Source organism: Amycolatopsis mediterranei (assembly GCF_026017845.1).
Taxonomy (GTDB): Bacteria; Actinomycetota; Actinomycetes; order Mycobacteriales; family Pseudonocardiaceae; genus Amycolatopsis; species Amycolatopsis mediterranei.
Genome location: NZ_CP100416.1, coordinates 5058276 through 5072290, shown reverse-complemented (window position 1 = coordinate 5072290; position 14015 = coordinate 5058276). Strand labels below are relative to the sequence as shown.

Genomic DNA, 14015 nt, shown 5'->3' with positions numbered 1-14015 from the left:
TGCCGCGGCCCTGCCCCGGGGCCGCGGCACGGCCATGTCCGGCCCGTTTCCCGACCGAGGGGTTCGCCATGTCTTCCGACGCCCGCCCGCGGCTGACCGGGGTCGAGGTCCACGACCTCGAACCCGAGTTGTGCCTGCTCATCACGCCGAACGGCGGCCAGTTCTCGATCACCGCCCCGGTGCGGGAGTTCCGGGCGTGGCTCGGCCGGTGCGACGGCACCCGCACCCGCGAGGAACTGCTGGCCGGGATGAACCCCGACTACGCGGAGGTGCTCGACGTCCTCGAGGCGGACGGCTGCCTGCGCGCGGGGCAGGACGAAGAGGCCGCGGCCCGGCGCCTCGCCGCGACCACCGTGCTGCTCGCCGGGGCGGCCGAACTGACCGGCCCGCTCGCGGACCTCCTCGCCCCGTCCGGCTACGCGCGGATCGAACCGCTCGCCGGCCTCGACCACCCCTTCCCGGTGGATCCGGCGGACACCGTCGTCGTCGCCGCGTTCACCCACCCGGCCTATGCCGAACTCACCGCGCTGGACGTGTTCTGCGCCGACCGCGGGGTGCGTTTCCTCCCGTTCCGCTGTGAACGCGGCCAGGGGATCGCCGGGCCCGCGGTCACCCCCGGCAGCGGCCCCGACTTCGCCGACGCGCTCGCCCGCCGCCGCTCCGCCGCGATCGACCCCCGCGTGCTCGACGCCTTCGCCGCGGCCGAGGCACCGCCCGGCCCGCGCTTCCGGCCGGGAGAAACCCGCTGGCTGCTCACCGCGCTCGCCGTCCAGCTCGAGCGCTGGGTCGCCGGTGCGCCCGCCGAGACGACCACCGGGGAACTCGAGCTCGATCCCGTCCGGCTGACCGTGCTCTCCCGGCCCGTGCTGCCCGTGCCCGACCGGCCCCGGCCGGTCGGGCACGGACCGCGGCCCGACCTGCTCGTCGACGACCGGACGGGGATCGTCACCGCGGTCCACGAACTGCCCGCCGCTCCCGGCATGCCCGCCCGGCTGCGGGTGTGCGCGGTCGACGTCGCCGACATGCGGCGGGTGGTCGACTGGCCCAACGACCGCCAGGCGTTCGGCACGTCGTGGCACGACTTCGAGCTCGCCCGCGACTCCGCGATCGGCGAGGCCGTGGAACGCTACTGCGGCAGCTGGCTCCCGCCGGAACGCCGGATCCGCCACGCCAGCCACGACCGGCTGCGCCGCGACGGCGTCCCGGCGCTCGACCCGCGCCGGCTGAACCTCTACTCGCCCCGCCAGTACCGGACCGAGGGCTTCCCGTTCGCGCCGCTGACCACCGACGTCGAATGCGCGTGGGTGAAAGGCTTTTCGCACACGACCCAAGAGCCGATCTGGGTGCCGGCCTGCCTCGTCTCGACCGAGGCCGAGCCCGGCGGCGGCCGGTTCACCGACCCGCTGATCGCCGGGCTCGCCGCCGGCACCAGCGTGGAGCACGCCGTCACCTCCGGCCTCGAAGAGGTGCTCGAACGCGACACGACCATGCTCTGGTGGGCCAACACACCCCGGCTGCCCCGGCTGCCGGTCCCGGCGGAGATCCGGGCGCTGATCGCCGACACCGCCGGCACCTACGACGTCACGCTCATCCCGCTGGACAACGAGTTCGGCGTCCCGATCGTCGCCGCCGCGGTGTTCGACCGCACCCGGCGCTGGCTGTCGATCGGGTTCGCCACCCGGCCCGACCCGTTCGAAGCGGCCCAGAAGGCGCTCGCCGAAGGGTTCACCCTGCAGCACACCTGCCTCGCCCTCGACGACGAGCGCGAGCTGGGGGCGATGCAGGCCGACCTGCCGCACCTGGACAACCTCAAGCCCTACCGCGCCGACCGGCGCTACCTCGACTCCTACCGCGAGGACTTCGCCGACGTCGTCGACCTGTTGTGCCAGCAGCAGATCTACCTCGACCCGCGGGCCGCGGCCCGGGTGGCGCCGTGGGTGCGCGACCTGCCGGAGCGGGGCTGGGAGGGCCTGCCGGCGCTGGGCGAGCGGCGGCTCAAGGCCTACCAGGAGCGCGTCGAGGCCCGCGGGTTCGAGGTGATCAGCGTCGACCTCACCACCCGGGACGTCGAGGCCGCCGGCTTCCACGCCGCGCACACGCTCGTGCCGGGGCTGGTGTCGAACTTCCCGGCCGGGCTCCCGTACTGGGGCGACGGCCGGATCCGCCGCGCCGCGGTCGACCTCGGCTGGCGGGCCGAGCCCCTGCCCGAAGAGCGGCTGAACGTCTTCCCGCTCCCCCACGCCTGAGGAGCTCCGGATGGCCGTCACCGAACTGCTCGGGCTGCCCCGGACCCGGGGCCGCCTGCCGCTGGTCGCCGCGCAGGGCGTCGACGCGCTCGGCACGGGCCTGTTCCTGCCGTTCGCCGTCGTGTACTTCCACGCGGCCAAAGCGATCCCGCTGACCGCGGTCGGTGCCGCGCTCTCCGCCGCGGCGCTGCTCGCCCTGCCGGCCGGGCCGTGCGCCGGTCCGCTGGTCGACCGCTTCGGCCCGCGGCGGATCGTGGTCGCCGCCAACCTGCTGCGGGTCGCGACCTTCGCCGGGTACGTCTTCGCCGGGTCGTTGTGGCAGCTGGTGGCACTGGCCGCGCTGACGTTCTGGGGTGAAGGGCTGTTCTGGCCGGCGTCCGGGGCGCTGGTCGCGCAGGTGGCCGACGACGGCCAGCGCGCCCGCTGGTACGCGATGGAGCGGACGCTGCGCAACGTCGGCATCGGCGTCGGCGGGCTGGCCGGCAGTGCGCTCGTCGTCGCGGGCGGCTACACCACGATCGTCGTGCTGAACGCGGCCAGCTTCCTCCTCGCGGCGGCTCTGACCGCGGCCTGGCGGGGCGGCCGGGCCGGCCCGCCGCGGGCCGCCCGCGAGCCCGCGCGTCGCCGGGGGTACCGGGCCGTGCTGGCCGACCGGGCGTTCCGGCGGGTGCTCGTGACGGTGTTCGTCTTCGCCCTGTGTGACCTGGCCTTGACCGTCCTGCTGAGCGCGTACGTGCTCGACACGCTGCGGCTGCCGGCGTGGCAGCCCGGGGTACTGTTCGCCCTCAACACGGTTCTCGTGGTGCTCGCGCAGACAGTCGTGGCCCGGCGCGTGGAACGCTTCGGCAAGCCCCGGACGCTGCAGGTCGCGGCGGTGGTCTGGGCGGCCGCCTTCCTGCTGTTCGCGGTCGCGCCGCTCGCCGCGCCGCTGCCGGTGTTCGCCGTGCTGACCGTGGCCACCGCCGTGTTCACCGCGGCCGAGCTGCTGCAGGCCCCGACCAGCAGCGCGCTCACCGTCGCGCTCGCGCCGCCGCACCTGCGCGGCCGGTACCTCGGGCTGGAGGAACTGTTGTGGGGCGTGGCCCGGGTGCTGGCGCCGGTGACGTTCACCGCCCTGCTGGGCGCGGGCCCGCAGCTGCCCTGGCTGGTCCTGGCCGGGTGCTGCATGCTGGCGGTGGTCGTCCTCGCGGGGCTGAAGGCGGTTCCGGAGCCGGCCGCGACCCGGGAGACCGCGGATGCCTGACTGGGCCGAGCTCGGCGACCTCTACCTCGACGTCTACCGGGAACCACCGTACGGGAAAGGCGAACCCGAAGCGGCCCGGTTCCGCGAGACCGGGTCCCGGCACGCGCTCCTCCCGGGGTTCGCGCTGACCACCGTCCACAAGGGAGGACGGCTGGCCGGGTTCGCCTACGGCGTCGGCCGGGAGGCGGGCTGGTGGCACCCGCGGGCCACGACCGCCGCACCGCCCTCGCTGGCCCGGAACCCGGTGTTCTACGTGTACGAACTCGCCGTCCGGCCGGAGCTGCGCGGACGCGGCCACGGGCGGGACCTGCTCGACCGGCTGCTCGCCGCGCGGTCCGAGCCGTTCGCGGTGCTGGCCGCGTCGACGGCCGCCCCGGCGCACGCGATGTACCGCCGGTGGGGCTGGCAACCGGTCGGCTCCCTCACGCCGGGGCGTTCGGAGCTGCTGGCGCTGCCGCTGGGCCGTCGCGCACCGGGGAGCCAGGACGGCGATCCCGCGATCGGGGGCCGTCACCGTTCCGGGTGATCGACCTGCCGTAACGCGGTACCGGGTGCCGGCGACTCACGGGGGTCCGGACCGGGGAGGAAGCATGCCGAAACGTCTGGTGATCTGCTGCGACGGGACCTGGAACACCCTCCGCCAGCCGGCTCCGACCAACGTGGGCCAGCTCCAGAAGGCCGTCGCGCCCACCGACCCGGCCGGCACGCCGCAGCGGGTGTACTACCGCGAAGGCGTCGGCACCGGAAAGCTGTGGGACCACCTCTTCGGCGGCGCTTTCGGCATGGGACTCTCGGCGAACGTCCAGGACGCCTACCGCTTCGTCGCCGAAAACTACGAACCCGGCGACGAACTGTTCTTCTTCGGCTTCAGCCGCGGTGCCTACACCGCGCGCAGCACCGTGGGCTTCATCCGCAACTGCGGTGTCCTGCGCCCCGGCGAGCTCGACCGGCTCGAGGAGGCCTACCGGCTCTACCGGGACCGCGACCGGCCCACCTCCGGCCCGGACAGCCCGCGGGCCCGCGAGTTCCGCGCGAAGTACGCCCGCGAAGACCGGACGCCCATCCGGTTCGTCGGCGTCTGGGACACCGTCGGCGCGCTGGGCATCCCCCTCAGCGGCGGCCGGCTGATCCACCTGCTGAACAAGCGCTGGCAGTTCCACGACATGGAGCTGACCTCGATCGTGCAGGCGGCGTTCCAGGCACTGGCGGTCGACGAGCACCGCAAGTCGTTCAGCCCGGCCGTCTGGGCACCGTCGAAGACGTCGACGGCGGCGGATGGCCGGATCCGCGAACAGGTCTGGTTCGCCGGCGCCCATTCCGACGTCGGGGGCGGTTATCGGCAATCGGCCTTGTCCGACCTCACCCTGCGGTGGATGGCCGACCGCGCCGAACAGTGCGGCCTCGCGTTCAAGGAAAACGCGTTCGGGTATCTGGCCGCGCGCGACGAACTGGGCGAGCTGCACAATTCGCTCAACGCATTCTTCCGCTGGTTCGGCTCGGCCGACCGCCTCATCGGCGGGGCGGATCCGGGGACGGAGTTCGCGGGGTCGTGCGTGCTGCACCGCAGTGAACAGCTGCGGCCGCCGTACCGGCCCGGGAACCTGCTGGCCTACCTGGCGGATCCGGCGCACCAGGTCATGAAGCTGTGACGCCGGCGGGCCCCTGTCCGCAGGAGGTGGACAGGGGCCCGCCGGCTGTTCGCGAGGTCAGTGGTTGACCTTGAACCACGGCTGCGACCAGCCGAGGTAGGTCTGGCCCCACTTGCTCTTGATCTGCGCGATCGTCGTCTCGGTGTAGCTGCCGTAGCCGTTGATGTCGTTCGACAGGAACTTGCCGCCGCCGATCGAGATCATCGTGTGCCCGGCACCGCTGCTCTTGAAGAAGGCGAGCCCGCCGGCCGGGACCTGGTAGTCACCCGGGTGCTTGAACGAGCTCGGGATCTGGGTCCAGTGGACGTAGGCCGTCTCGGAGCCCGAGGCGGACCAGCCGTAGTTCTGGGCGTTGATCCGGTCGCACCAGCCCTCGTAGGAGTCGAGGTCGTTCGTGTGGATGCGGGACTTCGCCTTGGTGACCGCCTCGGCGCAGGTGTTCGGGTCGCCGGTGCCCGAGGTCGAGCAGGCCAGCGTCGAGCCCGCGCAGTCCGGCGCGACCCGGCCGTCGGAGCCGGTGTAGACGTAGGCGTCGCTGACGTAGCCGTCGCCCACCTTGTCCCAGATGTCCGAGGTGCCGTACTTGCCGTCGACGGTGGATCCGTTGGTCTGGCAGCTGATGGTCACCGCCGTGCCGTCGGCGATGCTGCCGACCGAGCCCGCACTGGCGCTCGGGCTCGACCGCACGGTCAGCGGCGCCCCCGAATCGGTGTGCACGGTGCCCGATGCCGCGAACGCCGGGCCCGCCCCGACGACCACGATCGCCGCGGCGATTCCGGCGACCCCCGCCATCCGCTTCACGATGCCCATGTTCATTCTTCCGTCCTCCAGTTTTTCGGTGTGAGGACAGAATGAAGACCACCGGTACAAGCCTCGTACAAATCGCGGCTGAACTTCTGGACATCCGGCTATTCGTGCAGATTCGCCCGCAGTGCGGCCACGAACTCCGGCAACTCGGGCACCGGTATGACGGAACCGAGATCCTCCAGCTCCGCGATGCCGTCGAGGTACTCGCCGTCGCCGGCCGCTTCCGTCAGAACGGTCCGGAACAGGGTTCGCGCTTCGGCCACGTCACCGAGTGCGAGGTGGTAGAGCACCGAGTTGGCGACTCCCGCGTTCCCGTCTGCGGCCTCGGCGGCCTCGGCGGCCTCGGCGGCCTCGGCGGCTTCGGCCCGCAAGGCAGCCGAGAACAGGTCCTTGGCCGCATCCGGCCGTCCCTCGACGTGCGCGAGAAGACCCAGCTGGTAGTGGTCCCAGGCTTCGGCGTCGAGCTGGGCCGAACGCTCGAGGTCGGCTCTCGCCTCGGCCAGCCGGCCGCAACGGCGATGGATCTGCCCTCGTTGGCTGAATGCCAGTCCCTGGTCCGGGTCGATCTCGATCGCGCGGGTGAAGTCGGCCACCGCCTCTTCGAACCGCCCCAGCCGGTGCAGGATCGCCCCGCGGTCGCACCACCGCCACGCAGTGGCCGGATCGGCTTCCGCCAACCGGGTGAGGCTTGTGAGGGCCTCTTCCAGGCGGCCGAGATCCCGCAACACCAGCGCCCGTTGCCGGACCGCCCACGAGTATTCCGGGTCCAGCTCGATCGTCCGGTCGTAGTCCGCCAGCGCCTCGGCCAGCCGTCCGGCGAGGTGGTGGGTTTGGGCGCGGTCCCTGAAGATCCAGTCCGCCTCCGGGTTGATCTCGAGGGCTCTCGCGAAGTCCGCCATCGCCAAGCCGTGATTGCCGGAATCCCGATGGGCCAACGCCCGTCTGCCCAGCGTCAATACCGAGGACGGCTGGATTTCGAGGGACCGGTCGTAGTCGGCCAGTGCCTCCGCCCAGCGCCCCATGTCCGCGTAGGCGGCACCACGCCGTGCGAAGGCACCGGCGTACTGCGGGTCGATCTCGACCGCGCGCGTGAGATCGGCCAGCGCTTCCTCGTGGTGCCCCATCAGCCGGTGCGTCTCGCCGCGTTCGTCCAGGGCCCAGTCCGCGTCCGGTTCCAGCTCGAGCACCCGGGTGGCGTCGGCGAGGGCACTGGCGTAGGACTCCTGCCAACGGTGCACTCGACCACGCCAGCCGAGCAACCACGTGTCGTCCGGTTCGATCTCCAACGCCCGGGTGAACGTCGCCAGGGCCTCCGGGTAGCGGTCCAACGCGTAGAGCGCCTGCCCCCGCGCGGCGTGCATGTCCGCCCTGTCGGGCTCGAGTTCCAAGGCACGGTCGAAGTCGGCCAGTGCCTCTTCGTTTCGCTGCATCGCCTGGAGCGTCTCGCCGCGAGCGCCGATCGTCCACGCGGAATCCGGATCCAGTCCGGCCGCCCGGTCGAGGTCCGCGAGGGACTTCTCGAGCTCCCCGAGCACCCGGTACGCGATCCCCCGGCTCGGGAGAGCCCAGCCGTCGTCGGGATCGTATTCGAGAGCTCTTGTCAACGCCTCCACGGCGGCGGCGAAATCGTCCTTCCGGACGTGTTCCAAGGCAAGCGCCTGGTGCGCTTCGAACCGGGCCATGTCCGGCAGTGCGCTCTCCGTCGTCAGGCACGTCAGAAGTGCGGTTATGTCTTCGGCCGCGGCCAACCGGGCGCCCAGGGCGATCAGCTGCTCCCGGCCGGAGTCGGCACCCGCTTGGGCCACCATCGCCACCCACCGGCCGGTCTGGTCGGCCCGCGCCGCCGCGGTCTCGACCAACGCGACCAGCGCGTCCGCCGTCGCTCCCGTGGCGCAGAGGCGGTGGTAGTGCTCCTCCACCGCTAGTGCCTGCCAGCGCTCGTCCTGCCAGCCGGCGTCGGCCTCGAGGCCCAGTTCGTCCCGTCCGGCCCGGTAGTACTCCGCCAATGCGCTGTGCCGCTCACGCCACTCGACGGACGAGCGGCGCCGCACCACGCGGATCATCGTGTCTCGGACGACATCGTGGTAGCGGTAGCCGGTCGACCGTTCCGCCACGAAGGGGAGGCGGCGGAGCCAGTCGAAGTCCTCGTCCGGGGTGGTCGAGTCCGTGATCAGCGCGAACGCGTCGCGGTCGAGCTGACGGGGCAGCGCCCCGCGCAGGGCGGCCCGCTTGCGGTTTTCGTCCTTTTCCCACTTGAGGAAGCGCTCCACCGCGTTGTCGCCCGGGTCCGGCACGCTCGCGGCGCTGTCCGGCCGCGACTCGGCCAGCAGGGCCAGCAACACCGGCAGCCGCCCGGACAGCGCCAGGACGACCTCCACGACCTCGGCCGCCGTGATGCCCCGCGCGGCCAGGAATTCGCGGGCTTCCGCTTCGGTGAACACCGCGAGCGCGAAGTCGGCGCGGATGCCCACGTAGTCGCCCCAGGCGTTGACGTCCAGCGGGTGCTGCCCGGCGACGACCAGTAGCAGGTTCGGCGGCAGGGCGCCGTACCGGCCCTCGAGCAGGTCCAGCAGCCAGCGCTCCAGGAACGACCCGGTGCGCTCGAACGTATCGAAGAACAAGACGACTGGGCGTTTCACCGCGACCGTGTGGAGTTCGCTCACGAAAACCGGCGTCAGCTCCTCGACCGGCGACAGCAGCAGCCGGACGTCGTGCTGGTTCCGCAGCTTCACGCTCAGGAACGCGCGGAACTTCTCGACCTGGTTGGCGAGCGCCTCCCGGTCCAGCTCCTTCGCGAACGAGCCGACGACGGGAATGTCCTCCGCCGCGCGCAAGCCGATCCTGACCGCCGACCGGGTGAGCACCGAGGACAGACCGTCCGGAGTCGCCGGGTCCGCGTCGAGTTCGTGGCGCTTCTCGTAGTACAGCTCGGACTTGCGGGTGAACTCCTTACAGGGGTCGCCCTGGCGCGCGAACGACCGGACGATGCCGGCGAGCACCGCCGGGATGTCGAAGACCGACTCGTCGACGTACGCGGTGACGCAGCCTTGCTCGCCGGCGATCCGGTCGAGCTGGTTCAGCAGGAACGACTTCCCCACCCCGGCGTCGCCGTGCACGCTGAACAGGAACCGGCGACGCCCGTCCACCACGGGCAACCGGAGGTTTTCCTCGAACTGGCCCAGCTCGTGACGCCGCCCGACGAAGCCGCTGGCCTGGCGCCGCTTGATGAGGTCCTGCAGAGACAGGCCGCCCTCAGCCACACTTCGCTCCATCGGTCGCCGTCCGGGAGAACGACTCTAGCAAGGCGAGCGCCGCCCGACCGCGAGCGCGCCGACGCCCCACCAGGTCGCGGCGGGGCGTCGACGTGGCTGGTCAGGCCAGGTGCTCGGCCGCCGCACGCAGGCTGACCCAGGAGCCGCTGAACGTGTCGATCCGCGCACCGCCGTCGCCGTCGGGTCCGGGCACGCCCGTCTCCACCCGGATGAAATCCAGGCCGGACAGGGCGGTGAGCAGCGCGCGCACCCGCGGGTGCCGGTGCGCTTCCCGCGTCACGACGACGACGCTGCGGAACCCCGGCGCCGCCTCGAGCACCACGTCGGCGTCGTCGGGGGTCACGGTCAGCGCCCGGGTGCCCGGCACGAGCTCGGCCAGGTGCGCGCCGAGGCCCCACGGCATCGGGCCGGCCGCGATGGTCGGCTCGGTCTGGACGTCGACCACGAGCGGCGGCCCGGCCAGTCTCGGCTCGCCCTGGACCCGCAGCGCCTTGCGGGCCGCCTCCAGGCCGAGCCGCCGGTCGACCGGCCCCACCGAAGCCGGCGCCGGGTCGGTGCCCAGCGCCGCCGTCCGCGCCGCCGCCTCGGCCAGCCGCTCCAGGCGCAGCTCCCCCGCCGCGACCGCGGCCACGATCGCCGCGACGCAGGCGTCCAGGTGCTCGGCCTCGAACGCCGCGCCGCCGAGGCACAGCGCGTCCGCCCCCGCGGCCAGGGCCCGCACGGCCGAGCGGCCCAGACCGTCGTGGCGCCCGTACGCGCCGGACACCGCGCCCATCTCGAGGGCGTCGGTGATCACCGCGCCGGTGAAGCCGAGCTCGCCGCGCAGGACGTCGGTGAGCGCGGTCCGGTTGAGCGTGGCCGGCTCGTCGCCCCAGGCGCGGACGACCAGGTGGCCCGACATGACCGAGCGGACGCCGGCCCGGATCGCCGCGGCGAACGGGACCAGTTCGATCTCGTGCAGCTCCTCGACCGTGCGGGGCAGCACCGGCAGCGCCACGTGCGAGTCCTCGGTCGCCGCGCCGTGGCCCGGAAAGTGCTTCGCGCACGCCGCGACGCCGTACTTCTGCAGGCCGGTCACGTACGCCGCGACGTGCGGCGACGCTTTCGCCGGGTCGGACCCGAACGCCCGGACGCCGATGATCGGGTCCTCGGCGGCCAGGGTCAGGTCCGCACACGGCGCCAGGTTCAGCGTGACGCCGCACGCGGCCAGCCGCTCACCGAGCGCGGCCGCGACGGCGGTGGTCAGCTCCGGGTCGTCCGCCGCGCCCAGGGCGAGCGGGCCCGGCACGAACGACCCGGTGTTCACGTCGAGGCGGGTGACGTCGCCGCCCTCTTCGTCGATCCCGACAACGACCCCGTCGCGCTCCCCCCGCAGCTGCGCGGTCAACGCGGCGACCTGCTCGTCGTCGACGACGTTGCGGCCGAACAGCACCACCCCGCCCAGGCCGCCGGCGATCCGGCGGCGCAGCCAGTCCGGCGCGGTCGTCCCGGCGAACCCGGGCAGGAGGACGGCTTCGGCGAGCTTCTCGGGCGAGGACTGCGTCGCTGGCGTGGACAACGGGGCTACCCCTTCACGGCGCCGGCGGTCGCGCCGGACACCAGCTTGCGTTGCACGAGCAGGAAGAAGATCAGCGCCGGAACCGCGTAGATGACCGAAGCGGCCATGACGCCGCCCCAGTCGGTGGCGAACGCGGTGCGGAACGACGCCAGCCACACCGGCAGCGTCTCCTTCGGCTTGTCCCGGATGAAGACCAGCGCGAACAGGTACTCGTTCCAGGCGGTGATGAAGCTGAACACCGACGTGGTGACCAGGCCCGGGCCGAGCAACGGCAGCGTGACCCGCCGGAAGGCGCCGGTCTGGCTGCAGCCGTCGATCATCGCGGACTCTTCCAGCTCGTACGGGATCCCGTTGACGAAGCCGTAGAGCATCCACACCGTGAACGGCAGCGTGGTGGCGAAGTAGATCAGCAGCAGCGACGGCAGCGTGTTGAGCAGCCCGGCGTCCTTCATCAGCAGGAACAGCGGGATGAACAGCGCCGACACCGGCGCCAGCTGCGCCACCATGACCAGGACCAGGAACCCCTTGCGGCCGGTGAACCGCAGCCGCGACAGCGGGATCGCCGCCAGCGTCCCGGCGACCAGCGCGCACAGCACCGAGCCGACCGTGACGATCAGGCTGTTCATCAGGTAGGTCGGGAAGTTGTCCTTGCCCAGCGCGGTGGCGAAGTTGCCGAACGAGAACGACGTCGGGATCAGGTCGTACTTCGGCGACAGGATCTCGCCGGGCGTGCGCAGGGAGGTGACGAACATCCAGTACGTCGGGAAGAGGATCAGCAGCGCCACGACCACGCCGACGACCGAGAGCACGATCCGCTGCGGCAGCGACTTCCTCACTTGAGATCACCTTCCGGGGTCCGGACCAGCAGCTGGATGTACCGGCCGGTGATGAGGGCGAGCACGATCAGCATCAGGGTGGCGATGGCCCCCGCCGCGCCGAAGTGGTTGCCCGCGATGCCCTTGAGGTACAGCACGACGGCCAGCGTGGTGCTCCCGCCGTCGGGCCCGCCCTCGCGGATCGCCCAGATCTGCGCGAAGGCGTTGAAGTCCCACAGCACCGACAGGAACGTGACCATCGTGGTGATCGGCCGGATGGCGGGCCAGGTGACCGCGCGGAAGGTCTGCCACGCGCTGGCGCCGTCGATGCCGGCGGCCTCGTACTGCTCGCGCGGGACACCGATGATGCCCGCGTACAGCGAAAACGTCACGAACGGCACGGCCTGCCACACGATGAGCAGCCCGATCACGGTGAGCGTGCTGGCGCCGCTGGAGAACCACGAGAACCCGATGAAGCCGTGGAAGCCGAGCCGGTCCAGCGTCTTGTTGAGGATGCCGTACTGCTCGTCGAAGATCCACTGGAACACCGTGGTCGTGGCGATCACCGGGGTCGCCCACGCCAGCACCAGCGTCACCTGGACCATGATCCGCACGACCGGGTCGAGGTGGCGCATGAGCACCGCCAGCAGCAGGCCGCCGAGGATGGTGGCGGCCACGATGGCGGCGGTGAAGACCAGGGTCCGGACGGTGATCGTCCAGAACTCCGGGTCGGCGAGGGTGTTCGTGTAGTTGTCGAACCCGATCCAGATCGTCTTGCCGGAGACGAGCTGGCCGATGTCGAGCTTGCGGAAGCTGATCGCGAGCACCTGGACCAGCGGCCAGGCGAGCAAGACCAAGATGGCCGCGAGCGCCGGGAGCAGGAGCAGGTACGGGAGCACCCGGTCGCCGAACCGGCCCCGCCTGCGCCGCTTGACCGGCGTGTCGCGCGGCGATGCCGGCGGGGTCGCCCCCGCCGGCATCGTCACATTGGCGGTCGCGGTCATCCGCCGATGAGCTTGTTCAACGCTGCGTTGGCGTCGGCGGTCGCCTGGTCGAGCGTCTTCTTGCCGGTCAGGTACGCGGTCAGCATGTCCTTGACCGGGTTCTGGCCGGACTCCACGTCACCCCACTTGGGGCTGGCCGGCACGGCCTTGCCGTTGGCCGAAGCCTTGGCCATCACGCTGCCCAGCGGGTCCTTGTCCAGACCGGTGAGGTCGGTCGACGTGCCGGGCACGACGCCGGCCGCGGCGAGCTGGCCCTGGTACTTCTGGCTCGCGAGCAGCTTGATGTACTCCTTGGCCGCGGCCACGTTCTTGCTGTTGGCCGGGATGGCCAGGTTCGAGCCGCCCAGGAAGACCGGGGCGCTCTGGCCGGCGGTCTTGCTCGGGATGGCGAAGGCGCCGGTCTTGCCGGTCAGGCTCGCGTCGGTCTTGGCCGCGGTGGCCAGCTCCCACGGGAGGCCGATCATCATGGCCACCTTGCCGGCGCCGTAGACGGTCGCCTGCTGCGGCTTGGCCTCGTCGGCGTCCTTCGGCGCCTTGGTGCCGGAGGTGTCGACGAGCTTCTTGTAGAAGTCCAGGCCGGCCTTGGCCTCGGGGGTGTCGAGGGTCGCCTTGTAGTTCTTGCCGTCGGCCTTGGCGATGTCGCCGCCGTTGTCCCAGATGAACGACAGCAGGGCGTACCAGTTCTGGCCCGGCATGTAGAGCGCCTGGAAGTCGGGGTCGGAGCCGAACTTGGTCTTCAGCTTGCCGATCGCGTCGATCCACTCGTCGTTCGAGGCCGGCGGCTTGGCGATGCCCGCCTGCTCGAACATGTCCTTGCGGTAGATGACCTCACGGTTGGCCGCGTAGAACGGGACGCCGTAGGTCTTGCCGTCGTAGCTGCCGGAGTCGGCGAGACCCTTGAGCCACTGCGAGCCGTTGAAGCTGTCCTTGTCGGCGGTCAGGTCGGTCAGCACGCCGTCCTGCGAGGCGAACGCGGCGGTCTGCGTGTTGCCGATCTCGATGACGTCCGGCGGCGCGCCGCTGGCCAGCGCGGTGGTCAGCTTCTGCTGGATGCCGTCCCACTGCTGGACTTCGTACTTGACCTTGACCCCGGGGTGCGCGGCCTCGAACTCCTTGTTGAGCGCGTCGGTCAGGGTGGCCGGCGCGGAGCCGGTCATCAGCCAGACCGTGACGGTCCCGCTCAGCGGTGCGTTGCCGCTCGACGAGGCCGCGGTGTCCGAGCCGCTGGAGCCCGCGCAGCCTGCGGTCGCGAGCGTGAGTGCGGCGGCGCCCGCCGCCAGCTTGAGCCAGCGTTTCACTCGATGCCGTCCTTTCCATGCCCGGCCACCGCGGCCGAGCGCCCCAAATGGTGTAGACCAATGTTGGGGTTAGAGTGGTACGTACCACAGGCCCTGTCAAGGCGGTTGCCGGAACGTTGTAAA

General features: G+C 71.8%; 10 protein-coding genes. 4 read left to right on the top strand and 6 right to left on the bottom strand.

The window, feature by feature from the left end; all coding sequences use genetic code 11:
* Positions 1-68: 68 nt before the first annotated feature.
* The 4 genes from ISP_RS23385 (at position 69) to ISP_RS23370 (ending at position 5138) form a co-directional block, all read left to right on the top strand.
* Entirely contained in the window at positions 69-2246 is a 2178-nt protein-coding gene (locus ISP_RS23385; protein ID WP_013226216.1) for a YcaO-like family protein, read from the top strand.
* 10 nt (positions 2247-2256) lie between these two features.
* A complete protein-coding gene (locus tag ISP_RS23380; protein WP_013226215.1) occupies positions 2257-3489 on the top strand; it encodes an MDR family MFS transporter in 1233 nt (410 codons plus the stop codon).
* Positions 3482-4015, top strand: coding sequence for a GNAT family N-acetyltransferase (locus tag ISP_RS23375; protein WP_013226214.1), 534 nt, complete (start codon positions 3482-3484; stop codon positions 4013-4015). The genes ISP_RS23380 and ISP_RS23375 overlap by 8 nt, the downstream gene beginning before the upstream one ends.
* A 64-nt stretch (positions 4016-4079) precedes the next feature.
* Entirely contained in the window at positions 4080-5138 is a 1059-nt protein-coding gene (locus ISP_RS23370) for a DUF2235 domain-containing protein (RefSeq protein WP_013226213.1), read from the top strand.
* Between the two features lie 57 nt (positions 5139-5195).
* On the opposite strand, the gene ISP_RS23365 is transcribed toward ISP_RS23370, so the two are convergent.
* From ISP_RS23365 to ISP_RS23340, 6 genes are all read right to left on the bottom strand, one after another.
* The gene (locus ISP_RS23365) at positions 5196-5954 is read right to left on the bottom strand and encodes an SH3 domain-containing protein (RefSeq protein ID WP_013226212.1); all 759 of its coding nucleotides are present in this window, start codon (positions 5952-5954) and stop codon (positions 5196-5198) included.
* 92 nt (positions 5955-6046) lie between these two features.
* On the bottom strand, positions 6047-9205 hold the full coding sequence (locus ISP_RS23360) for a tetratricopeptide repeat protein (protein ID WP_013226211.1): 3159 nt from the start codon (positions 9203-9205) through the stop codon (positions 6047-6049).
* A 112-nt stretch (positions 9206-9317) separates the two neighbouring features.
* A complete protein-coding gene (locus ISP_RS23355; RefSeq protein WP_013226210.1) occupies positions 9318-10775 on the bottom strand; it encodes a glycoside hydrolase family 3 protein in 1458 nt (485 codons plus the stop codon).
* A 5-nt stretch (positions 10776-10780) separates the two neighbouring features.
* The gene (locus ISP_RS23350) at positions 10781-11611 is read right to left on the bottom strand and encodes a carbohydrate ABC transporter permease (protein ID WP_013226209.1); all 831 of its coding nucleotides are present in this window, start codon (positions 11609-11611) and stop codon (positions 10781-10783) included.
* Entirely contained in the window at positions 11608-12594 is a 987-nt protein-coding gene (locus ISP_RS23345; protein ID WP_013226208.1) for a carbohydrate ABC transporter permease, read from the bottom strand. Before ISP_RS23345 ends, ISP_RS23350 begins: the two co-directional genes overlap by 4 nt.
* Entirely contained in the window at positions 12591-13892 is a 1302-nt protein-coding gene (locus ISP_RS23340) for a sugar ABC transporter substrate-binding protein (RefSeq protein WP_013226207.1), read from the bottom strand. The genes ISP_RS23345 and ISP_RS23340 overlap by 4 nt, the downstream gene beginning before the upstream one ends.
* Between the last annotated feature and the right edge of the window lie 123 nt (positions 13893-14015).

Excerpts from the sequence above, each read along its gene's own strand:
- ISP_RS23380 (WP_013226215.1), top strand. The coding sequence starts at position 2,257 with ATGGCCGTCACCGAACTGCTCGGGCTGCCCCGGACCCGGGGCCGCCTG.
- ISP_RS23370 (WP_013226213.1), top strand. The coding sequence starts at position 4,080 with ATGCCGAAACGTCTGGTGATCTGCTGCGACGGGACCTGGAACACCCTC.
- ISP_RS23385 (WP_013226216.1), top strand. The coding sequence starts at position 69 with ATGTCTTCCGACGCCCGCCCGCGGCTGACCGGGGTCGAGGTCCACGAC.
- ISP_RS23375 (WP_013226214.1), top strand. The coding sequence starts at position 3,482 with ATGCCTGACTGGGCCGAGCTCGGCGACCTCTACCTCGACGTCTACCGG.
- ISP_RS23365 (WP_013226212.1), bottom strand. The coding sequence starts at position 5,954 with ATGAACATGGGCATCGTGAAGCGGATGGCGGGGGTCGCCGGAATCGCC.
- ISP_RS23345 (WP_013226208.1), bottom strand. The coding sequence starts at position 12,594 with ATGACCGCGACCGCCAATGTGACGATGCCGGCGGGGGCGACCCCGCCG.